We start from the raw sequence: 23,217 nt of genomic DNA, 5'->3' as shown, positions 1-23,217 counted from the left end.
AAACGATCTAAACATCAGCTTCCGGTTCATCACCAGAACGCTGACGGGGGCCGTTATTCAGCGTGGAAGCAAGCCGCACCAGTCGACCTGCTTTTCCAGACACACGAGAAATTTCCTCCACGCGCCAGCCGTCAGGCCATACGTGATCGTCCTCCGAGTTTCCTACACGAGCTTCGTCAAACACAATCTCGGCTTTGTGTGTCGCCTCACTGAACCAGGCTTCCCCTTCTAGCTTCGCCTTGCTGAACATAGCGGCATTGTTGAACTTCGCCACTGTAAATGTGGCGAGACCGTTGAATTTTACTCCACTGAACTCGGCGAGTTTGTGGAACTTTGCCCCGGCAAATAAGGCGTCCCCGTGAAACGTCGCCTCTTTGAACGCGGCAACTCCGTTGAACTTCGCCTCGCTGAACTCGACGCCTTTGAGGAAATTCGCGTTTCTGAACCTGACGTCCCTGTCGAAATTCACATCCGCAAATGCGACGAACCTGTCGAACTTTGCCTTACTAAATTCGGCGGTTTTGTGAAACTTCGCGCCTCCGAATGCGGCACCCCCGACGAACTTCGCGTTAATGAAAGCGGCACCCCTATCGAACCTCGCCTCGGTAAACACGGCGCCCCCGTCGAACCTTGCCACGCTAAACTCAGCGACTCCGTCGAACCTTGCGCTGTTGAAGTCTGCACGCTCGTCGAATCTCGCCCCGCCGAACAAGGCTCGGCCGTAGATTGTGGCATTTCGGAAGTCTGCAGATGCGATTCGGCAATTAGTGAAATCGATTTCGATGAGGACGGCGTCTTGAAGGTCGAGGCTTATATCCTCCCAGAACGCGTGGAGTGAGGTTTTTGAGCTGTCTTGATTTCGTAGGTGGCGGCACAAGATCTGCTGCGCGGTACGGCGCACATCCAGCTCCAGACGGCGTGCCGCAATCTCGTCATCGGAGTGTTCTGGGGGGCTCGGTTCCGTGTAATTGGCACTCATGCCCGTTGAGGCTGGCTCGGTCTCAGCCGCGCGAGCGGCCAGACTGAATGGAGGATGATAAGGGGCACGCAGGTACGCGCAGATCCTGTCGACCACGGTCTGCCGCAGATTCGGGTACTGCTCGGCGAGTCGCTCTAGGTCAGTCAGTCCACCAATTCGGACGGCCGCCTTGTCACTGCCGAGTTGCTCACTGGCTTGCGAGGACAATGTGTTGATGTGGGTGGCTTCGTCGTTATCGAGTTGCCGGTGATGCTCCCGCTGGCTCAGGCGTAGCCGTTCGACCGTGACGAAGGCGGCGAGGATCGCGAGCACGGCGGCGGCGCTTTTCCAGCCAATGTCGAACGCGTCGCGGTGATGGGTCGGCGTGTCACCCCACAGCAGCACAGTAATCGTGGTCCCCGCAGCGACGCTCACAACCAGGGTCAACCACACCCAGACCCACGCGAACTCTCGCAGGGGCTGACCTTTCCTCCCAGCACTCATCCAGCTATTCCAGCACAGAGCGCTGCCGAGACGCGGGTAAGCCCGCCCTGACCGATCGCAGTGTCTCGGTGGTGAGCGCCCGTGACTTCGGTTGCTCACGCCTATCTCAAGATCATGCCGTCCTTGCAGGGCCTCGGGCGGCACCTGCGTGATCAGGTCCGTGAGGCCGAAGGGCAGGCCCCGAAGGTCAGCCTGTCGGCCGAGGTGAAAACCGCGCTGCTACGCGAACAGCTGCGCGCGGCCGCGCGTGAAGGTGATCAGACCGCGATCCGGCTACTGGCCGAACTGGACGCCGATCCGGCCGAAACCCGTTTCGCCGCGCTGAAACGGCGGCTCGACGGCCAGAACATCACGCTCAAGGTCGTCTTGGACTCCTCGGTCGGCGCGAGTGTCCGCGGCTTGTCCGACGTGGACTCCCGGATGCGGTCGACGACCGGAGCGATAGCGCTGCATTCGGGCGCGGTCGGCCTGGCCACCTTGAAGTACGGGGCGATGGCGGCCGGTGCCGGGCAGGCCGTGACCGCGCTGGGCGGACTCGGCTCGGTCGCGGCTACCACGTCGGGGTCGCTGCTCGCGGTTCCGGCCGCCGGGCTCGCGGCCGTGGCGATCCTGCAAACGCTCAAGCTCGGGATCTCCGGTTTCTCCGACGCGCTCAAGCAGGAGGACCCGAAGAAGTACGCCGAGGCGATCAAGGACTTTCCGCCCGCGATGGCGGCGGCCGCGAACGCGGTCCGCGCGCTGCGCCCGGAGTTCCTGGGGTTGCGGCAGGAGGTTCAGCAACGGCTGTTCACCGGCCTGGCCTCGGAGATCACCGCCTTGTCCGGCACGTATCTGCCGCTGCTTCGGTTCGGGCTCGGGGGGATCTCCGAGGGGTTGAACGCCGGCGCGCTCGGCTTCGTCGCGTTCGCCCGCGAGGGACGCACGGTCTCCGACGTCGGTTCGATCCTGAGCAACACCTCGACGACCATGCACCAGCTCGCGCAGGCGGTGCAGCCGTTCCTGCAAGGGCTGCGCGATATCGCTGCCGTGGGCGCGGAGTTCCTGCCTGGCTTCGGCTCCGGCCTCGCTGACGGTGCGCAGAAGTTCGCCGACTTCATCGCGGCGGCACGCGAGTCCGGGCAGCTCCGCGACTGGCTCTCGGCCGGTCTGTCGGCCGTGGGTGACCTGGTCACGGTCCTGAGGAACCTGGGGCAGGTCGTGTTCGCGGTGTTCTCCGCCGCCAGCACTGGCGGCGGCGGGCTGCTCACGGTCCTGGTCGACGTCACCGGCAAGATGGCCGAGTTCGTGCGCTCCGCCGAGGGCGCGCGGGCCTTGGGCCAGATCTTCGACGGCTTGCACGCGGTCACTACCGGGTTGATGCCGGTCCTCGTCGCGCTCGGCCAGGCCATCGTCACCTCGATCGCCCCGGCGATCGCGCAGCTAGGGCCAATGATCGGAGCGGCGTTCGCCGCGCTGGCCCCCGCGATCGCACCACTTGGCCAAGTTCTCGGCGCCTTGGCGCCCGTACTGGGCACAGCCGCCCAGGCGCTGGCGGCGGTCCTGGTTCCCGCGGCTGCCGCGCTCGCGCCGATCGTCGGCGCGCTGGCCCCGGCCGTCGCGGAACTGGTCGGTCAGCTCGGCGGCTCGCTCGGCGCAGCGGTCACCGAGCTGACTCCCGCCCTGGTGGAGCTCGCGCGGACGCTCGCCCCGCTGATCACCCAGTTCGGCGGGCTCTTGGTGCAGGCGCTGAAGCTCGCGGCTCCGGCGCTCGGGCAGCTGCTGACCGCGCTGGCGCCGATCGTCGGGCAGCTCGGTGGCGCGCTGCTGCAAGCCCTCTCGGCCGTGTTGCCGGTGCTGTCCGCGCTGGGCGGGGTGTTCACCTCGGTGCTGCTGGCCGCGTTGAACGCGGTCATGCCGGTGCTTCCCGTTGTGGTGCAGGCAATCCAGCAACTCGCCGGCGTCGTCTCTACCTCGCTGGCTGCGGCCACACCGGTGCTGTCGGAGGTCGGCGGGCTGCTCGGTCAGATCGCCGGGCAGATCCTCGCCGCGCTGCTGCCGGTGATCCCGCCTCTGGCGGAAGCGTTCCTCGGGATCGTGACCGCGCTGCTGCCGATCCTGCCGCCGCTGCTGCAACTGGTCTCCGGGCTGCTGCCGCCGCTGCTGGACCTGGTGACGTCGCTGCTGCCGGTGATCGTGCAGGCCGCCGGGCTGTTCACCCAGCTCGCCGTCTCACTGACCCCGCTGATCGTCCAGATCAGCCAGCTGCTGATGCCGATCATCCTGGAGCTGTTCGGCCTGGTGAAAGGCAAGTTCTCCGCGATCGTGGACGTCATCTCCGGTGCGCTGACCGTGATCTCCGGCGTCATCTCCGTGGTGACGGGCCTGATCTCCGGTAACTGGGATCAGGCGTGGACCGGCGTGAAGAACATCGTCTCCGGCGCCTGGGGAATGATCAAAGGGATCGTCGCGCACAGCATCGGCGGCGTTCTCGATCTCGTCGCCAGCATCTCCGGCCGCATCCTCGGCGCGCTCGGGAACCTCGGCTCGCTGCTGTGGGAAGCGGGACGGAACGTGATCTGCGGCCTGGTCGACGGCCTCACCTCCGGGTTCAGCTGGGTGAAAGACCGGCTCGGCGAACTCACCGACTGGATCACCTCGTGGAAGGGGCCACCCGCCCGGGACCGGGTCCTGCTGACTGCGAACGGCCGCTTGATCATGCGCGGTCTGCTGAGCGGGCTGGAAGACGGCGAACCGCCGATCCGGGACTACCTGACCGGCCTCACCAACACCCTGCGCGTGGACACCCCACCGGTCCTCGGCGCCGCACCGACGCCGAACGGTCAGACGTCCGGACCGGTCAGGCCGGTTGTGTTCCCGCCTGGAACCTCCGCGCTGGATGCCGCCTCGATCACGGCCGCCGTGACAGCGGGAGTGCTGCTCGCGCTCGACGGCGCCCGGCTGCGGGTCGACGGTGACGGAACCGCGCGGCTGGTCAACGCGGTGAACACCGCCAACGCACGACGCTGACCAAACAACGGGGGTGAGCCAATGGCTGATCCGGTGTTCTGGCTCGGACCGCTCGGCGGGCTTCGCGCGCTTCCCTCGCCTTCGCTGGGCGGTCCTCCGGAGATGGTCCCGGTCCGCTTCGGCGGGTTGCACCGCTCCCTCACGGGGCGCCCGACGCTGGACCGGCTTGGGGTGAGGCGCACGTGGACGTTGTCGTGGCCCTACCTCGACGCCGAGTTAAAGGGCTGGTTGTCGTTGCTGCACAACGGTCTTGTTCCCGGTCCGTTGTGGCTGATCGATCCGGCCGAGCCGAATCGGCTGCCGGTTCAGGTGGCCACGGCCGGCGGGGTCGAGCGCGCGGCGGGCGGGATCGCGACCGCCGTCGGGGGCGTGGCGTGGCGGCAGGCGCCGCTGGTGCCGCCCGGTACGCCCGCTCCGGCTGGGTCGTCCGCGCTTCTCTGGGTGGTGCCGAGCGGCGGCGGTTCGCTGTCGGCCGTCGAGCCCGTACCGGTGCTTCCGGGCGAGACGGTGACGTTCACCGCCAGCGTGGCCGCCACGGTCGCGGTATCACTCGCCGCGTTCGTGCTCGACAGCGCGGGCGCGGTCCGCACCACCGTGCAAGGGACCGCGTCCGTGCCCGGCTCCGGCGGTACGCGCATGTCGCTGACCGTCCCGGCGTCGGACGGGGCGGCGGCGGTCCGTCCGGCTTTGGCGCGGGAGCTGCCGGGGGTGGTGACGACGTCGGCGTGGTCGATCACCACCGGCACGGAGGTGCCGCCCTGGACTGCCGGAGGCGGTGCGGCCGTCGTGCTCCTGGACTCCCTGCCCTGGACCTATCCGCTACCCGGCTCGTTCTCCACCACCCTCACCCTCCAGGAGGTGTAAGCGTTGCGGATACCTGCTGATCCGGCCGCCGCTGCGGCGATGGCCGAGGCGGTCACCGCGCCCGAGCGTGCGCCGCGCGCGCGGCTGATGGTGGGGTGGGACCACGGGTTCAACCACCCGCTGGCCAACCTGTCCACGGTGGCCGACGAGATCGTCATCGAACGCCAGATCACCGGTGACCTGCCGGAGGAATGCACCCTCATCGAGGGCTACACCACCGCCACCCTGGCAATGACCCTCGCCGGGCAGCGCCCCGGCGATCCCCGCGATATCGCCCAGATGCTCAGCCCTCACCGGTCCGACTCCACACTGACCGAACAGCAGCTCGTTGACGCCGACGTCACCTGCGATATCGGGTTCCTCACCAGCCGGGGCCGTGAACTGCTGCGCCAGTTCACCGGCTCCACACGGACACTCACCCTGTCCGCAGCGGACCGGACCGTGTCCCTCTCGGCGCTCGATCCCGCGGAGAAGCTGCGCGCCTCGATCACCCTGCCTCCCGTCGCCCAGGATGAGGAGAAGGCGTACAACACCGGCGAGTGGCCCTATCAGCAGCGGATCAACACGCAATGGGTTGTCGACTACGTGTTGCGGCGCAACGGAATCTACGCCTCCCCGCCGCCACGGCCAGGGTGCCTGTTCTCGATGACCTGTCACGGCGGGCTCATCGCCGACGTCGCCACCCAAACCAGCCTCGGCGTCGGGCAGGCATACGCCGCAGGCGTCCCGCCGTTCATCCCCGGCCCGTTCGGGATGCTCGCCGCGAACGCCACACCCTCGATGGCGTCGGCCACGTCGGCCCTGGCAACCGGGCAGTTTCTCCCCGCCGCTCCCGGCGCCGGATACCTGTTCGAGTTCTGGTGCCAGGCCGGAGCATCCAACACCTTCGCACCCCTGCGGGACGGAACTGTCCTTCAGATCGCGTCCAAGTACGCCAGGAGCACCGGTGTGACCTATCAGGTCGGCATCGGCACAACCGGTCAGCTCTGGGTGAAGGTCTATTCGGACTCCACGGTCGTCGCCACCCTCAACGGCCCGCAACTGACTGGAGCGGCGGCGTGGCACCGGGTCGGCCTGTGGATCCGCTATCGGCCGGACGCGAAGCAAGTCGATACCCGCTGGCTGCTCGACAGCACAGCGGGCGCGGTCACCACCACGGCGGTCACGATCTCGTCCTTCGCCGCTGAGGAGTTTGCCGACGTCACGGTCACTACCCCGGTGCCGATGGCGTGCGTGCAGATCAGCAGTGCGGCACAGGCACCGTCCGACTGGGTGGCGTCCTGGACGCCTCAGGCGGAGATCGACGTCGGCCTGAACTGGATGACCGGGCTACCCGACGTCGTTGCCGCCGATTCGTTCGACGTGCTCAAACAAGCCGTCGGCGCGGAGTTCGGCGTGGTCACCTTCTCCGAGGACGGCCGTTTCCGGTTCCTCAACCGAGACACGGTCCGAGCGCTGGCAAGCCGCGCACCGGTCGCGACCTTGAGCGCCGCACGGGAACTTCAGGCGTTGTCACTGTCGACCTCGCTGGATTCAGTTCGCAACGAGATCACCCTGTCGATCGCGCCCCGGTTGCGGCAACGGCTGTCAGCGAACGTCTACGAAACCGCCACCGTCGACGAACTCGCCACCCCCACCGGCACCAGCACCCGCGTCGTCACGCTCCAGACGCGGTGCTCCTTCAACACAGCGACTCTCACCACGATGACGGAGAGCGCATACCGGAACGCGGCCTACGCCTACAACTCCGCGTGCCGCGCCTACCGGACCGACACCGGAGCCGAGATCACCAGCGGCTTGACGATCACCGGTACGGCTATCGGTGACGACCGGGTCCGGCTGACGTTCGTCAACAACAGCGGCGGCCCGGTCCGGTACGGGTTCGGCGACAAGACCCCGGCCTTCCGGCTCGTGGACTACCCGGTCGGCAACGGCCGGACCCAGGTTCACCGCGTCGCCGATGACGCCTCGATCGCCCGCTATGGGCGCCGGACGCTGTCCGTGCCGGACAACCCGTTCCGGCAAACCCTCGACTCAGCCCAGGCCATCGCCGCGTCACTGCTGGCCGACCTCGCCCGGCCCACCACCGTCCTGAAAGACATCACCGTCACCGGCGACCCGCGCGGGCAACTCCTCGACCCGGTCACCATCACCGACCCGTCCGGGCTCGGTGGACCCATCCCGGCCGTCGTCATCGGCCACCGCCGCACCCTCAACACCAGCAACGGACTGACCGATCAGCTCACGCTGCGTGTCCGCCGCTGAACCCTGGAGCCGCCCGTGACGCCTGACTGGCTCACCGCGCTGGCCGCGTTCCTCGGCCCCGCCACCGGCGCCCTCACCGGCCTTCTGGCCGCGCGCCGCGCGATCCGAACCGCCCGGACCTCAGCCGATCACCAGGCGCTGGCCGAGCTGCACGCCGGATATCAGGCGCTGCTGAAAGACCGCGCCACCCACACCCGCGACGTCCTGGCCGAACTGACGGCCGTGAAAACCGAACTGTCCGCCGTGCGCCAGGAGAACGCGCGGCTGCTGCTCGAAGTCGGCGCCCTGCGCGCCCAGATGAACCGCCCACCCGAAGGACCGTCTAACCCTTGACCGACTACGGCATCGACGTCTCCCACTGGAATCCGGTCAACGACTGGAACGCCGTGCGAGGCAACGGAATCACCTACTGCTCGTTCAAACTCACCGAAGGCACCGGCTACACCGACCGCACCAGCGGCCCACGCGTCCCGGCCGCCCGCCTCGCCGGCGTCGTCCCCGGCGGCTACCACTTCGCCCGGCCCGGCAACGCCGACGCCCAGGCCGATCACTTCGCCTCGCACCTGCGTCAGAACAACCTGCACACGAACGGGTCTCTGGCGCCGATGCTCGACATGGAAGCCGCCGAACTGCGCGGCACCGCCAACGACTTCGTTCCGCGGTTCATCGCCCGCCTGCGCGCCGCGACCGGCGTCCACAAGGTCCTGGTGTACGCGAACCTGGACTGGTTCACCCACGTCCTGAACCCTGGCAAGTGGGCCGATGACGGGGTCCTGCTGTGGATCGCCCGCTACAACGGCAACCCCGGCAATCCCGGCTGGACCCACCCGAAACTCGCGCTGCACCAGCACACCCAGACCGGCACCGTTCCCGGCATCGGCGGCAGCGTCGACCGCAACGCCACCATCGGACAGTTCGCGCTGTCGCACCTCACCATCAACGGCGGCAACGCCCCGGCGCCGCAGCCGGTTCCGCCGACACCGACGCCACCGACGCCACCGACCGACACCGAGATCTACACCGTCCGCGCCGGAGACACCCTCTCCGCCATCGCCGCCCGATACGGCACCACCGTCGGCGCGCTGGCCGCACTCAACGGGATCTCCAACCCGAACCGCATCTACGCCGGGCAGAAGATCCGCATCCGAGGTGGCACGGCGGGCGGGCAGCGCTACCAAGTCCGTTCCGGCGACACGCTTTCCGGCATCGCCGCGAAGTTCGGCACCACGGTCGCCGCGCTGGCCTCGCGGAACAACATCGCGAATCCGAACCGGATCCAAGCGGGCCAGTGGCTCACGATCCCGTAACCGGCAACGGCGGCTGGCTGCTCCTGCTCGTCCTGCTCGTCTGGCTGACCTGGAAAACCGCCCGCGCGTTCGTCCGCGCCTACGACTACCTCAACTCTCTGCCACCACGAAAACCCAAGGAGAACCACATGTCCCGTTACCCCCTGCGCATCGCCGGATCCATCGTCGGCGCACTCACCGCGATCGTGTCCGGCCTCGTCGGCTCCGGACTGATCACCACCGACCAGGGCAACGCCACCACCGGCGTCATCACCGGCCTGCTGACCCTCCTCGCCACGTTCGGTGTAGTCATCTCGACGGAGAAGAAGGTCACTCCGCTCGTGGACCCCCGCAACGCCAACGACGAACGGCTGACGCCTTCCCCGGACGGAGACACCTTCGATGCCTGATATCACGTCGGCCCCGGCCGCGCTCGACCCACAGTCGGTACTGAGCCCGGCCGAGGTGGCCGCCGCGCACGCGGCCGCCGACGACGCACCCGCGTTCACCGACGATCAGCGCGATCGGTTGCGCAGCATCTTCGGCCCGGCCGTGCACCGCCTGCGCACCATGGCCACGTAAGCCACTCGACAATGAGCCCCGGCCCTCCCACTTTGGGAGAGCCGGGGCTCTTTCTCACGTTCCGTGCTACGCCGCACCCGCTTCGGCGACGTCATCGACCCCCGGAATCGGGGCCGGACGACCGAGCCACGACAGCGTGATCGCCTTCGGGTCGAACGGCGCACGGCCGCCCTTGGTGCGCTGCAACCTCGGCCGGACCAGCGCACGCACCACGTTCCGCTTCTGCGCCACCGGCAACGATGCCCACACCTCCGGAGCCTGCGGACCGATGAGCCCGGACACCACCGGGGACACACCGACCTCCTTCGCGCGCTGCTCGGCTGCCGCGATCTTCGGCAGCAGACTCGCCTCGATCCGCGCCAGCCGTTCCGGCGTGAGATCACCCTTGATCGCCGTATCGGTGAACGCGTCAAGCCGCGCCCGGAGGTCCTGAGCCTCCTTGACCCACCGGCTCAGGTCGTGAGCCTGCCCGGCGATCTGGAACAGCTCGCGGACCTCATCGGACGCGAGCCGGTGCAGGAGCGCCTCGACTACGAGCGAGTCAGCCTTCGCCATGTTCCGGGTGAGGTGCCCGTCCGGACACTTATAGATCTTGTGCTGGCGATCCTTGCCGGTCGAGACCGGCTTCTCACACACGCCGCAGAGCATGATCCCCGAGAGCAGGTACTTGACCCGCGTACCGTCCTTCACCCAACGCCGGGACGGGTCACTGAGCTTAGCGACGACCGCGTAGTGGTCCTCCGGCTCGATGATCCTCGGCCAGCTGCCCTCCCGGATGATCGTGCCCCGCCAGACCCGCAAGGCTGCCAACGCGGGATTAAGCCCGATATTGCGCACCTTCGCCGAATCCCACTTACCCGGCATCGGATGCGCGGCCTGGGCACGGTTCATGTCCTTCGCCACCTGCGACGCAGAATCCGCCCGCAACCGGACAAGCGCGTCATAGGCCGACGCCTGCTGCTCCGATGACAAGCCGTCCAGAAACCTCGCCCAGCCCTCGGCGTCCTGCGAAAGGTCGTGCAGCTTCCGGACCTGATCGGCCCGCCACACCGTCGCACGAGCACACGAGATCCCCCGAGCGTTGAAGTCCCTCGCAATGTCCGACTCGTTCCCGGTCTCGATCAGCCGCTTGACCAGCTCCACCGCCACCGGTTGTTCGTCGGGATCGATCAGCCGGTCTGCCTCACCGGTCTGCGGGTCATACGCCACCTTGAACCCGAACGACACGGGACCCGCCCACAAACCCGCCCTCGCACGAGACTCGACCCCGCGCAACACCCGCTTGCGCAGCTTCTCCGACTCCCGCTCGGCGTCCATCGCATCTTCGGCGGTGTCAATGCGGTCGTCCGGGTCGTTCATGTCATAGACCCGGTCGTCATACGCCCAGTAGCCGCCGGTCTTCGTCAGCAGCTGCCGCATCCGCACGAACGTGTCCAGCTCACGCTGCGCCCGACTGTTCTCCCAAGTCCACAGCGTGTTCGCCTCACCGGTCGCGATCAACCGGAGCGCTTCCTCATAATCGCCGCGTACCTCGGTCCCGTACCGCGACGCCGACAGGTCGTTATCGACCAGGACCGCGACCACCAAGGCCCCAGCCCGCTCACACCACGCCTTACCCGAACTGATCTGCGAACCGACCGAGACCTTCCGGCCCTTCGTATCGCTCGATGCCCGCGCGTAGATCACCACCCGCAACTGCGGAAGAACTCCCGAAGCGGCGCGAAACACCCGGTTTCTCGATGCCCTACCCATGAATGAACCCCCATGCACACCGGGGGTGAAGGTCGCCATTGGACCCTGTACCTAGCTGATCAAGCCTAGCCGACGACCCGCAGGTCAAGGCACCTTCCAGCCCACCCATCGCGATCAGGACGTTCCCAGCGGGCACGTCGGCACCCTTGCCATGCCCCGATGGGGGCTGAACCCGCAAATCCGCTGGTCCAGCCCCCTTCTCAAGCTCCGTTCCGTTCATGGCTTAGCAACGTAAGTAAAAACGCAGCTAAGGAGGCCTTCACGGCCATTCACGAGCCCGTCAGACGGCTTCAAGCACGAAGAACAGGAAGCTCAGGAAGGCTTTCCTGCCCGCGAGTTCCTCGGAGAACAGTTCGTAGGCCTCCGGAGCCGGAGGCGGCTCGCTGACGACAGCGGTCCGGAAGCCGGCCGCGACGAAGGCATCGGTCATCGCGTGCAGCGGACGGTGCCAGTACGTCAGCACGGCCTTCTGACCGTTGAAGGTGTACTCGTCATCCCACTTGACGATCTCGAAGTAGTCGGCTTCGGGGTGGATCAGCTTGTAGATGATCGGGTGGTTGACGGCCATGATCAGCCTGCCGCCGGGTTTCAGCACGCGACGGATCTCGGCCAGCGGTGCCGTCCAGTCCTCCAGATAGTGCAGCACCAGGGCCGAGACGACGTCGTCGAACGCGTCGTCGGGAAACGGCAGCGGCCTGGCCATGTCGGCGACCCGCAGGTCGGCATCGGCACCGAGCCTTTTCCGGGCCAGTTCGACCATTTTGGCGCTGGAGTCGAAACCGGTCACGGTGGCGCCCCGGTCGCGCAGAGCTTCGGTGATCGGCCCCGCACCACAACCCGCGTCGAGGATCCGCCGGCCGGACACGTCCCCGGCCAGGTTCAAGATCGCGGGTCGCGTGTAATAGGCGTTGTTGAGACTGGACTCGTTCTCGGCCGCATATGCCTCGGCGAAGCTGTCATAGTCGTTTTCCACGACCTCGGGAGTGGCTGGCATATAGCCCAATATGGCACGGCCGAACTGTCTCGCGCCGGGGCTTACTTTTCGACCGTGTAGACCAATTCGAGGACTCCGGACGGAAAGGCCGTGCTTTTCACCAGGCGCAGGTTCACGGGCTGATCGAGTTCGGGGAACAGCGGCGCCCCCTTGCCGGTGGCGGCGGGCAGCACCCACAGCCGGTACTCGTCGACCACGCCGAGCTTGATCAGGGAGTGCAGGAACTCGGTTCCCCCGGCGGCGACGAGGTCCTTGCCGGGTTCGGCTTTGAGCTTGGCGATCTCCTCCGCCGTGTCGCCACCGGCGATCCGGGTCTCGTGCCAGTCGTCGGCGGACTCCAGGGTGCGGGAGAAGACGACCTTGGGGATCTCGTTCATGGCCTTGGCGGACGGGTGATCCGAGGTGGGCCAGTAGGCGGCCATGGCCTCGTAGGTGTTGCGGCCCATGAGGAAGGCTCCCGCGTCCCACAACCGGCTGACGAAGTACTCCTCCTGCTCGGGGTCGTCGATGCTCATCATGACGTCCCGGATGCCGTTGTCGCCGTCCGCGCTCTTGCCGTCGAGCGAGACGTAGAACCCCAGAATCAGCTTTCTCATCGGGTGGCTTCCCTTCCTTGTTCCGCTTGCCTGCACACACCCTGCTTCCGAACATCAAGTCTGTCAAGACAAACTTTATTGTCGGTGACGAGCGCTCAATCCCACAAGACCGAACACTTTCGCAAAACTCCGACCAACTTTCGTTGACTTCGCGCAAAAGTTCTCGCTAGCTTGGGGTGACGCGGTTGTTGCGCAGCGGAGCCAGGAACCGCGCCCTGCCGAGGAGGAGCCCCTATGCGGCTGCCCGTCGCCCTGCTCACCGTGGTCCTGGCCGTCGGGTTTCCCGCCCCGGCCGTCGTACAGTCCGACTCACCAGCGCAGTCCGACATCCCACCGCAGGAACCGGGTGTCACGATGCGCGTGTTCGACGTCCAGGTCCCTTTGGACAAGTACTGCACCCTCAAGCCGAGCCAGACGCCCAACGTCGACAAGCTCATGCCAACGATCGACTGGTCCACCGCCGAACAGTTCGGGTTCGCCGACCGGTTCGTCACCGAGGTGACCGGCTACCTCAAGGCCGGGACCGCGGGCACCTACGATTTCCGGCTCACCAGCGACGACGGAGCCCGGTTGCTGATCGGTGGCACGCAGGTCATCGACCACGGCGGCAAGCACGGGGCGACGCCGAAGGACGGGTCGATCCAGCTCGCCGCCGGCGATCATGCCCTGCGCATCGACCACTTCGACGCCGACTACGACCAGCGGCTCAAACTCGAATGGAAACCGCCGGGCGCGAGCGGTTTCAGCGTCGTTCCGACTTCGGCGTTGAGCACCGACGCCGAAGTCACGCGGGTCACCTCCCCCGGGCGCAAGCTGTGCGAGGGGGTCGACGAGTCACCCGGCGACGGCTTGCCGCTGATCGGGGTGCATCCGAACTACACGCTGACGGACTTACGCCCCAAGGGTTTCGAGCCGCAGGTGACCGGGATGGACTGGCTGCCCGACGGCAGGCTGGCGATCTCGACGTGGGGCGGTGGCCGTGAGACCGTGCTCGGGGAGGTCTATCTGATCGACGGGGTCACCGGCCCGACCGATCCGTCCCGGGTGACCATGAAGAAGATCGCCGGAAACCTGCAGGAGCCGATGGGGCTCAAGTACGTCGACGGCACCATCTACGTGTCGGAGAAGCATCAGCTGACCGCGCTCGTCGACACCACCGGCGACGAGGTCGCCGACGAGAAACGCAAGATCGCGACCTGGCCGTTCGGCGGCAACTACCACGAGTTCGCGTTCGGCCTGCTCTACCGCGACGGGTTCTTCTACGTCACGACGGGCATCGCGATGATCCCCGGTGGCGCGACCGCGGATCCGCAGCCCGTGCCGAACCGGGGATCGACGCTCAAGATCGAGAAGGCGACCGGGAAAGTGTCCTCTGTGGCCGGTGGGCTGCGGACGCCGAACGGCCTCGGCTGGGGCCCGGAGGGGGACGTCTTCGTCACCGACAACCAGGGCTCGTACGTGCCGACGTCGAAGCTGGTGCGGATCAAGCCCGGCCGTTTCTTCAACCACCACACCAATCCCGATGGCCCGTTCGACGACCGGCCGGTGACGGAGCCCGTGCTGTGGATGCCGCACGGCGAGATCTCCAACTCGCCGAGCAATCCCCTGATCCTGCCGAACGGCGTGTTCGCCGGGCAGATGATCTTCGGTGACGTCACCTACGGCGGTCTGCAGCGCGCGTACCTGGAGAAGGTCGGAGGCGAGTACCAGGGTGCGGTGTTCAGGATGACGCAGGGCTTGGAATCGGGCGTCAGCCGGATCAGTCTCGGTCCGGACGGCGCGATCTACACCGGGGGCATCGGCTGGCAGGGCAACTGGGGTCAGGAGGGCAAACTCAAGTACGGCCTGCAGAAGCTGTCGCTCACCGGCGCCGACGCGTTCGACATGCGTGCCGTGCACGCGATCCGCGGCGGGTTCGAGATCGAGTACACCCAGCCGCTGTCGGAGAAGACCGCGCTCGATCTGACGTCGAAGTACAAGGCCGCTCAGTGGCGGTACGTGGCGACGCCGCAGTACGGCGGCCCGAAGGTGGACGAGGAGACCTTGAAGGTTTCTTCGGCGGCGTTGTCCCCGGATCGCAAGAAGGTGACGCTGAAGGTGGACGGCCTCAAGCCAGGCCGCGTGGTGCATCTGCGCTCCCCTCGCCCCTTCGCGGCGGAATCCGGCGCGGAGCTGTGGAGCACCGAGGCGTGGTACACGATGAACAAGCTGCCGGACGGTTCGGTGCCGCCGCCCGAGTACGAGGCGGAGTCGGCCCAGCTCGCCGGTGGCACGGGATGGAACACCGAACACAGCGGCTTCTCCGGCGCCGGGTTCGTCGATCGCAACTGGGAGCCGGGGGCGAGCACCACGTTCGCGGTGGACGTCGCCAAGGGCGGCCGCCACGATCTGGCCCTGCGGTACGCGAACGGGCCGAACCCGAGCCCGGATCCGGTGAGCAAGTCGATGAGCCTGTACGTCAACGGCAAGAAGCAGAAGCAGATCTGGCTCGCGAGCACCGGGGCGTGGAACCAGTGGGCGACCCATGTCGAGTCCGCGGTGCTGCGGCCCGGGCCGAACTCGATCGCGTTCGTCTACGAGGCACAGGACACCGGGCACGTGAACCTCGACAAGCTCACGGTCACCCCGTCGAAGCGGACGGTGCTGTTCGACGGGAAGAACCTCGACGCGTGGGAGGCGGCGAGCGGCGGCCCGGCGACCTGGCCGGTGTCCGGCGGTTCGATGGAATCCCTCGGCGGTGACATCCGGACGAAGGAGACGTTCGGCGATTTCCGGATGCACGCCGAGTGGTATCAGCCGGACCATCCTCCGGAGCAGACCGGGCAGGCTCGCGGCAACAGCGGGGTCTACCTCCAGGAGCGCTACGAGATCCAGGTGCTGGAGTCCTTCGGTGTCGATCCTCCGAAGACGAACGATGCCGGGGCGATCTACACGAAGAAGGCGCCTGATGTGAACGCCGCGACCGCGCCGGGAACGTGGCAGACCTACGACATCAGGTTCCGCGCGGCGCGCTACGACAGTGCCGGCAAGAAGACCGCCGACGCGCGGGTGAGCCTGTGGTGGAACGGGAAGCTGGTGCACGACGACGTCGCGATCGACGGCAAGACCGGGGCCGGTCGGCCGGAGGACCCGGCACCGGCCCCGATCCGTTTGCAGGATCACGGTGATCCCGGGGAGAACCCGAGGTTCCGCACCGTGTGGGTGGAGCGGATGTAGTCACGGCTCGCCGGCGGCGGACGGTCGCCAAGTCCGTGAAGGCCTCCTTGAGGGACTCTGGGTCCCTCAAGGAGGCCTTCACGGACCGGTGTCCGGCGGTGATGAGCAGAGTGAGCTCGACAACCGTCTTTACCACTCACGACCGTTGTCGAGGAGCGCGAGCAGCCGCTCCCAGTGGCGCTGCGATCCGGCGGGATTGAAGGCGTCGGTGTCGGCCATGGTGTAGCCGTGGACGGTGCCGGGGTAGATCTCGCAGGTGTAGCTGACGCCGGCCGCGTCGAAGGCTTGGCTGATCTCGGTGATGGCCTCGGGGGTCATGTCGCCCTCGGCGAGTCCCAGGTGGACTTTCGCGGTGAGGGCCGGGATCTGGCGGTGCGGGCTGTCGGGGGCGTCGGTGACCAGGGCGCCGGGGTGGAATCCGGCGACGGCGGCGATCCGGTCGGGGTGGGCGGTCGCGGTGCGCATCGCGAGGACGGCGCCCATGCAGTAGCCGATCGCGGCGACCGGTCCGGACCTGACCTCGGGCTGCGCGGTGAGGAAGCCGAGGTAGGCCTCGGCGTCGCGCAGCGCGTTTTCGGTGGTGTGCTCCTGGATGAGGGGCATGATCTGCCCGAAGAGCGCGGGCCGGTTTTCGGCGGTGATGTGCTCGGGAAGGTCGAACACCGGGGCCGGGCGGTGCCGGTAGAAGATGTTGGGGACGAGGACGTAGTAGCCGTGCTCGGCCAGCTCGCGGGCCATGTCCCACAGGACGCGGCGTGGTCCGAAGGCGTCCGGGTAGAGCAGGACGCCGGGATGAGGGCCGCCGTCGTCGGGGAAGGCGGCGAAGGCGTCGGCCTGACCGTCCGGGGTGGGAATGCTCGGCGTGATGGTGGGAATGGTGATTCTTCCTTTCTCGCTACGCAGACGGCGGGCTCTTCGGCGCGGCGCGGATGTGCGCTCGTTCGCCTTGCCGTCCGATGAGGCTCAGGTACTCGACGGGACCGGCGCCGGTGGCGCCGAACCAGTGCGGGGTGCGGGTGTCGAATTCCGCTGCTTCGCCGGGTTCGAGGACGAGGTCGTGGTCCCCGAGGACCAGCCGCAGGGTGCCATTCAGAACGTAGACCCAGTCGTGTCCCTCGTGGGTGCGCAGGTCCGGCTCGGCGTTGTCGTCCCCGCGCGGAAGGACGAATTTGTAGGCCTGGATGCCGCCGGGTCTGCGGGTCAGCGGCAGGATGGTCGATCCGTCGGCGCAGGCGATCGGGCGCAGGTTGATCCGGGGGTTGCCGGTCGGTGGCGCGTCGACGAGTTCGTCGAGGGTGAGGCCGTGGGCGCGGGCGAGCGGCAGGAGCTGCTCGAGGGTGGGGCGCCGGAGCCCGGCTTCGAGCCGGGACAGGGTGCTGGTCGAGATGCCGGTTTCCTCGGCGAGGTCGGCCAGGGTGATGTCCTGGCGTTGCCGGAGCTGTTTCAGCCTCGGCCCGACGGCGTCGAGCGTACGGCCCAGTGCGTCGTCCATGCTCCCAATTTGCCATTCGGCAACAAATTTTGCCATTCCGTCGTCGTTCTGGTCATGATCGCCGGAGACGGACGGAGAGGAACGATCGATGACGCACGGGTTCGACAAGGCGTACTGGGAAGAGCACTGGCGCGAAGGCGGTTCCGCGTCCCTGCCGAATCCGTATCTGGCTCGCGAGCTCGGTGAGCTGAAGCCGGGCACGGCGTTGGACGCGGGTTGCGGCGAGGGCGCCGAAGCGATCTGGCTCGCCTCGCGGGGGTGGCGGGTGACCGCGGCCGACATCTCGTCCGCGGTGCTGGCCCGTGCCGCCGGGCGCGACGGATCCGAGCGCGTGCGCTGGGTCGAGGCGGACCTCGGCAGCTGGGCGCCGGACACGCGGTTCGACCTGGTCACCACGCACTACGCGCATCCGGCGATGCCGCAGCTGGAGTTCTACGACCGGATCACGGACTGGGTGGCGCCCGGCGGCACGCTGCTGATCGTCGGGCACCTCCACACCGGGCACGGCCATGGTCACGGGCACCATTCGCCTGCCGAAGCGTCGGTCACCGCCGCTGCCATCACGGCCCGGCTGGACGAGAAGGACTGGGAGGTCGTCACCGCCGAGGAACGCAGCCGGATCCACGGCGGACGGCAGGTCCCTCTCGACGACGTCGTCGTGCGCGCGGCCCGGCGCCCGTAGCCGCGACCTGTGCCTGGGAGCCGACAGCGGTCAGCCGAGTCGCAGCCTGTCGGCGAGACCGGCGGCGGTGAACGCGGCGACGATGTCGTCACGGCCTTCGGTGAAGTGATCCCAGCTGTCCATGTGGACGGGGACGACCGTGCGGGCGCCGAGGATCCGTGTCGCTTCCGCGGCGAGGGCGCTGTCGAGGACGAGCAGGGCGCCGTCGAAGACCGGCTTCAGCCTTGGGGCGCCGGCGAAGAGCACGGCGGTGTCGATCGGGCCGAACTTGTCGGCGACCTGGCGGACGGCGTCGAGCGAGGCGTTGTCGCCGCTGACGTAGACCGTCGGCAGGCCCTGGCCGGTGAGCACGAAACCGGTGACCTCGCCGGTGACCTTTTCCGCGCCTTCCGGTCCGTGGAGCGCGGGCGCGGCGGTCACGGTGACCGCTCCCCCGTCCGACCGGGCGAGGTCGACCGATTCCCAGGTCGCCAAGCCTTTCGCGGTGCCACTCAGGCGGACGGCGCCGCTGGGTGTGGTGAGGGTCAGCGGTACGTCGGCCAGCAGTTTCCGGCCGGAGTGGTCGAGGTTGTCGGGGTGCTCGTCGTGGGACAGCAGCACGGCGTCGACGCGGCCGAGGTCCGCGGGGGTGATCGACGCCGGGGCGGTCTTGGTCAGGCCTGGTCTCCCGTCAGGCCGTCCGTAGTGACCGGGCTCGTCGAAGGTCGGGTCGGTCAGGAGCCGCAGGCTGCCGTAGTCGAGCAGTGCGGTCGGCCCGCCGAAGACCTGGACGGAGAGCTGGTCGCTGATCTTGGTCATCCTTCACCTCACGGATAGACATTCGTTCTTCCGTGAGCAACGTTAGCCAGTTCTCACGGAAGAACGCAATATTTTCCGTGAGGCTTTATCATGAGGACGTGGACGACACCGATCTTGACGCCGCTGCCCTGCCGCCCGCGCCGGGCGCCGGGCAGTACGTCGCGCTGGCGCTCGCCAACACCACGATCGCACTGCCCGGCGGTCAGTTCACTGATCTCCTCGGCACGCCGGCGGCCGCGACGGACTGGCTCGTCGGGCAGGGCCTCGCCCCGGTCGACGCCGGTCTGCGGGAGATGTGCGCGGGGCTGGTCCGGTCGTTGCGGGAGCAGGTGCGGGTGCTGCTCGCGTCGAGGTCGTGCTCGGATCCGGCTCCACAGAGCGCGCTCAACGCCGTCAACGAGGCGCTGAGCAAGGCACCCACCGCGGAACTGCTGCGCTGGGACCCGGTCCGCGGGCTGTACCGGACCGCGTCGCATCCGATCACCCAGATCGTCGAACACGCGCTGGCGACGCTGGCCGCGAACGCGGCGGATCTGCTCACCGGACCGGACGCCGAGCGGATCGCCGCCTGCGGGTCACCGCCGTGCACCCGGTTCTTCCTGCGCAACGGACGGCGCCAGTGGTGTTCCGTGCGCTGCGGCGATCGTGCTCGCGCCGCCCGCGCCTACGCCAAGCGTTCCCAGCCGGCCGGAGCGGCTCAGCGGTAGGACGCGAAGAGTTCCAGCAGTGCTTTCGGGGCGTCTTCGGCGAAGCATCGGTCGAGGGATTCGGCGGATTCGGCCGCCGACGCTTCACTGCGCGGGAACAACGCCTGCTCGTACGCGCCGAGCGCGGCTTCGACGTCGCCGGGATGGGCGGCCAGGGCCAGGCCGAGTTCGGCGCCGTCGAGCATCGCGAGGTTCGCGCCCTCGCCGGCGAACGGCGACATCAGGTGAGCGGCGTCCCCGAGCAGGGTGACGCCGGGGACGCGGTCCCAGCGGTGTCCGATCGGCAATGCGTGGATAGGCCGCGGCACGAGTTCGCTGTCCGCGTCGGTGATCAGCGCGCGCAGACTCGCGTCCCAGCCGTCGAACTGGCGCAGCACGGCGGCCTTCGCGGCGGCGGTGTCGCTGAAGTCGATCGTGGAGATCCAGTCCTCGGCGGTCCTCAGCGCGATGTAGACGTGCAGGCTGCCGGTGATGTCATGGTGCGCCAGGAAGCCTTTCCCCGCGCCGAGGGCGAAGAACATGCCACCGCCGATGAGCGCGGCGCTCGCGGGGTGGCGCTTCACGGCGTCGTGGAGGTGCACCTCGACGAAGGAGATCCCTTCGTAGGCAGGCCGGGCGTCGGACACCAGGGGCCGGACCTTGGACCACGCGCCGTCGGCGCCGATCAGCAAATCCGTGGTGAAAGCCGTGCCGCCGGCCAGGGAGACCTCGTGCCGGCCGGCGCCGAGCGGACGCGCGCCGGTGACCTTGGCGCCCCAGCGCACGGTGCCTTCGGGCAGTGAACCGAGCAGAAGGTCTCGCAGGTCGCCGCGGGCGACTTCCGGACGGTCGCCGTCACCCTCGTCGGCTTCCTCGAAGTGCACGACGGCGTGCCGGTCGAGGACGCGCATGGCCTCGCCGCCGGGGTGCACGAGCGCGCGGAACTCGTCGTGGAGAGCGGCGGCCCGGAGTGCTTCCTGGCCGGAGTCCTCGTGGATGTCGAGCATGCCGCCCTGTGTGCGTGCGGACGGTGACTCGTCGAGGTCGAGGATGGTGGCTTCGATGCCGTTGACGTGCAGGACGCGGGCCAGGCTGAGCCCGCCGAGGCCGGCGCCGATGATCGCGATGGGGTGATGTGTGGTCATGTCCGGTTCCTTTCGGGTGGTACGGCGGTGTCCGCGATCCCGGTGATCAGCACGTGCAATCCCCACGACATCCGCTGCGCCGGTCGTCCGGTGAGCAGATCGGCCGCGTGGGCGGCGATCTGCGGGTGGGTGGCCTCGTCGGCGTCGCGCACGGCACGGGCCAATGCGTCCCAGTCCTCCGGCGCGTCCTCGTCGGCGTGTTCGGCCGCGGTCGCCGTCGCGTACTGCAGGAGAAGGTCGATCCCCCACGCTCGCCGCTCGGACGGCACGTCACCTTCGACGAGGAGGGTGAGCAGGGTTTCGCACAGCCTGAGGTAGTTCTCGCCGCTCGGTCGGGCCACGAGCGCGGACAGCGCGAGGCCCGGGTACTCCAGCAGCATCGAGGTGTAGGCGGTGAGCAGCCGTTCGAGCCGGTCACGCCAGCCGCCCTCCGGCGAGGGCGAGGGCGAGGGGATCGTGCCGAGGAGTTCGTCCAGGATCGCGGCGTGCAGCTCGGCGGTGTTGCGGACGTAGACGTAGAGCGAGGCCGCGCCGGTGTCGAGTTCCTGCGCCAGGCGGCGCATCGTGACCTTCCGCAGGCCTTCCTCGCGCAGGATCCCGACCGCGGCGGCGACGATGCCGTCCCGGGTCAGCGCGGGTTTGGCCGGACGTTCCCGGCGGCTCTTCTCAGGTGCCATGCGTCCAGCTTAACGAACATGTTCGTTCCGAACAAGTTCGTAGCGAACACGTTCGACGCAGGTCACAGTGAGCAGCACTACTTCCAACGGGGGTTTGTCCGTCCACTGCGGACTGAAATGACGAAAGCAGAGAGATCAGCTCTCCCTGCCACTTCTAACGTATAGCGCACCTGGGGGCTTGCGGCAAGACCCCGGTCGTGCCGCAGAATCTCCCGCCGTGAAACACGAGCTCGACACACGGGGGAACTCTTGATCGACGTGATCATCGCCGGTGGCGGACCGACCGGCATGATGCTGGGCGCCGAACTGCGGCTGCACGGCATCCGCGTGGTCGTCCTGGAGAAGGACCTGGAGCAGTCCAAGGTCGTCCGCTCCATGGGCCTGCACGCGCGCAGCATCGAGGTGATGGACCAGCGGGGCCTGCTGGAGCGCTTCCTCGAACACGGGAAGAAGTACCCGGTGGGCGGGTCCTTCGCGGGCATCATCAAGCCGCCGCCGTCGCTGGACAGCGCGCACGCCTACATCCTCGGAATCCCCCAGACCGTGACCGATCGCCTGCTGATCGAGCACGCCATCGAGGTGGGTGTCGAGATCCGGCGCGGCAGCGAAGTGGTCGGTCTGAGCCAGGACGACGACGGGGTGGACGTCGAGCTGGCCGACGGGACGACGCTGCGCTCGCGCTACCTCGTCGGCTGCGACGGCGGCCGCAGCACGGTGCGCAAGCTCCTCGGGATCGACTTCCCCGGTGAACCCGCCACCGCCGAGACGCTGCTCGGCGAAATGGAGCTCACCGAGGACTGGGAAACGGTGCTCGCCGTGATGACCGAGGTCCGCAAGACCCAGTTGCGGTTCGGGCTCTCCCCGATCGGCGACGGCGTCTACCGGGTCGGCGTGCCCGCCGAAGGCCTGGCCCCCGATCCTCGGATCCCGCCGACCTTCGAGGAGATCAAACGCCGGCTCAAGGCTGTCGCGGGCAGTGACTTCGGCGTGCACTCGCCGCGCTGGCTCTCCCGTTTCGGGGACGCCACCCGGCTGGCCGAGCGGTACCGCGTCGGGCGCGCTTTCCTGGCGGGCGACGCGGCGCACATCCACCCGCCCGTCGGTGGGCAGGGGCTCAACCTCGGCGTCCAGGACGCCTTCAACCTCGGCTGGAAACTGGCCGCCGAGGTCAACGGCTGGGCTCCGGGCGACCTGCTCGACACCTACCAGGCCGAACGGCACCCGGTGGCCGCCGCCGTCCTGGACAACACCCGGGCGCAGATGCAGCTCATGTCGCTGGACCCGGGCTCCCAGGCGGTCCGGCGGCTGCTGGCGGAACTGATGGAGTTCGAGGAGGTGAGCCTCCACCTGACCGAGAAGATCACCGCGACCGGGATCCGCTACGACTTCGGCGACGGGCCCGAACTGCTCGGCCGCCGCCTGCGGGACCTGGAACTCGAGCAGGGTCACCTCTACGGGTTGATGCGCCGTGGTCGCGGCCTGCTGCTCGACCAGACCGGGAAGCTGTCGCCACGGGAGTGGGCGGACCGGGTCGACCACGTCGTCGGCGTCAGTCAGGAGCTGGACGCGCCGGCGGTGCTGCTGCGACCGGACGGGCACGTCGCGTGGGCCGGAGACGATGAAGAGGAGCTGCGGGGCGCGCTGCGCCGGTGGTTCGGAAAGGGCCAAGTCCTCTAGTGCGCCGGGGTCACCGGCTATTGGCTGGTGGCGTTCC

Annotated in this window: 20 protein-coding genes; 11 read left to right on the top strand and 9 right to left on the bottom strand. The window is 68.0% G+C overall.

From position 1 onward, the window contains the following. Nucleotides 1-7 precede the first annotated feature (7 nt). On the bottom strand, nucleotides 8-1,393 hold the full coding sequence (locus AB0N89_RS00850; protein ID WP_364198783.1) for a pentapeptide repeat-containing protein: 1,386 nt from the start codon (nucleotides 1,391-1,393) through the stop codon (nucleotides 8-10). A gap of 150 nt (nucleotides 1,394-1,543) precedes the next feature. On the opposite strand from AB0N89_RS00850, the gene AB0N89_RS00845 reads away from it, so the two are divergent. From AB0N89_RS00845 to AB0N89_RS00815, 7 genes are read left to right on the top strand one after another with little or no spacing between them, the layout of a single operon-like run. Further along, nucleotides 1,544-4,468, top strand: a complete 2,925-nt coding sequence (locus AB0N89_RS00845; protein ID WP_364198781.1) for a hypothetical protein — start codon at nucleotides 1,544-1,546, stop codon at nucleotides 4,466-4,468. A gap of 21 nt (nucleotides 4,469-4,489) precedes the next feature. Next, on the top strand, nucleotides 4,490-5,332 hold the full coding sequence (locus AB0N89_RS00840; RefSeq protein ID WP_364198779.1) for a hypothetical protein: 843 nt from the start codon (nucleotides 4,490-4,492) through the stop codon (nucleotides 5,330-5,332). A gap of 3 nt (nucleotides 5,333-5,335) precedes the next feature. After that, nucleotides 5,336-7,597: a hypothetical protein gene (locus AB0N89_RS00835; protein WP_364198777.1), complete on the top strand. Its 2,262-nt coding sequence runs from the start codon at nucleotides 5,336-5,338 to the stop codon at nucleotides 7,595-7,597. A gap of 15 nt (nucleotides 7,598-7,612) precedes the next feature. After that, nucleotides 7,613-7,930: a hypothetical protein gene (locus AB0N89_RS00830; protein ID WP_364198775.1), complete on the top strand. Its 318-nt coding sequence runs from the start codon at nucleotides 7,613-7,615 to the stop codon at nucleotides 7,928-7,930. After that, nucleotides 7,927-8,904 (top strand): LysM peptidoglycan-binding domain-containing protein, encoded by a 978-nt coding sequence (locus AB0N89_RS00825; protein ID WP_364198773.1) that lies wholly within the window; start codon nucleotides 7,927-7,929, stop codon nucleotides 8,902-8,904. Before AB0N89_RS00830 ends, AB0N89_RS00825 begins: the two co-directional genes overlap by 4 nt. After that, nucleotides 8,886-9,293 carry a hypothetical protein gene (locus AB0N89_RS00820; RefSeq protein ID WP_364198772.1) on the top strand — a complete coding sequence of 136 codons (408 nt, stop codon included), beginning with the start codon at nucleotides 8,886-8,888 and terminating at the stop codon, nucleotides 9,291-9,293. Before AB0N89_RS00825 ends, AB0N89_RS00820 begins: the two co-directional genes overlap by 19 nt. Next, nucleotides 9,286-9,465: a hypothetical protein gene (locus AB0N89_RS00815; protein WP_364198771.1), complete on the top strand. Its 180-nt coding sequence runs from the start codon at nucleotides 9,286-9,288 to the stop codon at nucleotides 9,463-9,465. Before AB0N89_RS00820 ends, AB0N89_RS00815 begins: the two co-directional genes overlap by 8 nt. Before the next feature lie 66 nt (nucleotides 9,466-9,531). On the opposite strand, the gene AB0N89_RS00810 is transcribed toward AB0N89_RS00815, so the two are convergent. The 3 genes from AB0N89_RS00810 to AB0N89_RS00800 form a co-directional block, all read right to left on the bottom strand. Continuing rightward, nucleotides 9,532-11,256 (bottom strand): recombinase family protein, encoded by a 1,725-nt coding sequence (locus tag AB0N89_RS00810; protein ID WP_364198769.1) that lies wholly within the window; start codon nucleotides 11,254-11,256, stop codon nucleotides 9,532-9,534. Nucleotides 11,257-11,497: 241 nt separating this feature from the next. Beyond that, the gene (locus AB0N89_RS00805; protein ID WP_364198767.1) at nucleotides 11,498-12,211 is read right to left on the bottom strand and encodes a class I SAM-dependent methyltransferase; all 714 of its coding nucleotides are present in this window, start codon (nucleotides 12,209-12,211) and stop codon (nucleotides 11,498-11,500) included. Nucleotides 12,212-12,252: 41 nt separating this feature from the next. Beyond that, entirely contained in the window at nucleotides 12,253-12,807 is a 555-nt protein-coding gene (locus tag AB0N89_RS00800; RefSeq protein ID WP_364198765.1) for a dihydrofolate reductase family protein, read from the bottom strand. Nucleotides 12,808-13,041: 234 nt separating this feature from the next. Here AB0N89_RS00800 and AB0N89_RS00795 point away from each other — a divergent pair, with 234 nt between their 5' ends. Further along, nucleotides 13,042-16,023 carry a family 16 glycoside hydrolase gene (locus AB0N89_RS00795; RefSeq protein WP_364198763.1) on the top strand — a complete coding sequence of 994 codons (2,982 nt, stop codon included), beginning with the start codon at nucleotides 13,042-13,044 and terminating at the stop codon, nucleotides 16,021-16,023. 129 nt (nucleotides 16,024-16,152) lie between these two features. Here AB0N89_RS00795 and AB0N89_RS00790 read toward each other — a convergent pair whose 3' ends face one another. Both AB0N89_RS00790 and AB0N89_RS00785 read right to left on the bottom strand, forming a co-directional pair. Next, nucleotides 16,153-16,899, bottom strand: coding sequence for a dienelactone hydrolase family protein (locus AB0N89_RS00790; protein ID WP_364199249.1), 747 nt, complete (start codon nucleotides 16,897-16,899; stop codon nucleotides 16,153-16,155). A 19-nt stretch (nucleotides 16,900-16,918) separates the two neighbouring features. Beyond that, nucleotides 16,919-17,515 (bottom strand): XRE family transcriptional regulator, encoded by a 597-nt coding sequence (locus AB0N89_RS00785; RefSeq protein ID WP_364198761.1) that lies wholly within the window; start codon nucleotides 17,513-17,515, stop codon nucleotides 16,919-16,921. Between the two features lie 88 nt (nucleotides 17,516-17,603). Between AB0N89_RS00785 and AB0N89_RS00780 the strand changes: the two genes are divergently transcribed. Next, nucleotides 17,604-18,197, top strand: coding sequence for a class I SAM-dependent methyltransferase (locus tag AB0N89_RS00780; protein ID WP_364198759.1), 594 nt, complete (start codon nucleotides 17,604-17,606; stop codon nucleotides 18,195-18,197). A 30-nt stretch (nucleotides 18,198-18,227) separates the two neighbouring features. On the opposite strand, the gene AB0N89_RS00775 is transcribed toward AB0N89_RS00780, so the two are convergent. After that, a complete protein-coding gene (locus AB0N89_RS00775; protein ID WP_364198757.1) occupies nucleotides 18,228-18,995 on the bottom strand; it encodes an MBL fold metallo-hydrolase in 768 nt (255 codons plus the stop codon). A gap of 98 nt (nucleotides 18,996-19,093) precedes the next feature. Here AB0N89_RS00775 and AB0N89_RS00770 point away from each other — a divergent pair, with 98 nt between their 5' ends. Next, a complete protein-coding gene (locus tag AB0N89_RS00770; RefSeq protein ID WP_364198756.1) occupies nucleotides 19,094-19,702 on the top strand; it encodes a CGNR zinc finger domain-containing protein in 609 nt (202 codons plus the stop codon). Here AB0N89_RS00770 and AB0N89_RS00765 read toward each other — a convergent pair. Then, complete coding sequence (locus AB0N89_RS00765; protein WP_364198754.1) at nucleotides 19,693-20,826, bottom strand: NAD(P)/FAD-dependent oxidoreductase; 1,134 nt, start codon at nucleotides 20,824-20,826, stop codon at nucleotides 19,693-19,695. The two genes, AB0N89_RS00770 and AB0N89_RS00765, sit on opposite strands and share 10 nt — an antisense overlap. After that, nucleotides 20,823-21,503 (bottom strand): TetR/AcrR family transcriptional regulator C-terminal domain-containing protein, encoded by a 681-nt coding sequence (locus AB0N89_RS00760; protein WP_364198752.1) that lies wholly within the window; start codon nucleotides 21,501-21,503, stop codon nucleotides 20,823-20,825. The genes AB0N89_RS00765 and AB0N89_RS00760 overlap by 4 nt, the downstream gene beginning before the upstream one ends. Before the next feature lie 249 nt (nucleotides 21,504-21,752). Between AB0N89_RS00760 and rox the strand changes: the two genes are divergently transcribed. Beyond that, nucleotides 21,753-23,180, top strand: coding sequence for a rifampin monooxygenase (rox, locus tag AB0N89_RS00755; RefSeq protein WP_364198750.1), 1,428 nt, complete (start codon nucleotides 21,753-21,755; stop codon nucleotides 23,178-23,180). Nucleotides 23,181-23,217: the final 37 nt, after the last annotated feature.

The organism is Amycolatopsis sp. NPDC089917 (assembly GCF_040684635.1).
In the GTDB taxonomy this organism is placed as follows: domain Bacteria; phylum Actinomycetota; class Actinomycetes; order Mycobacteriales; family Pseudonocardiaceae; genus Amycolatopsis.
The sequence above is the reverse complement of the archived record's forward strand: the minus strand, read 5'-3'. Positions and strand labels throughout refer to the sequence as shown.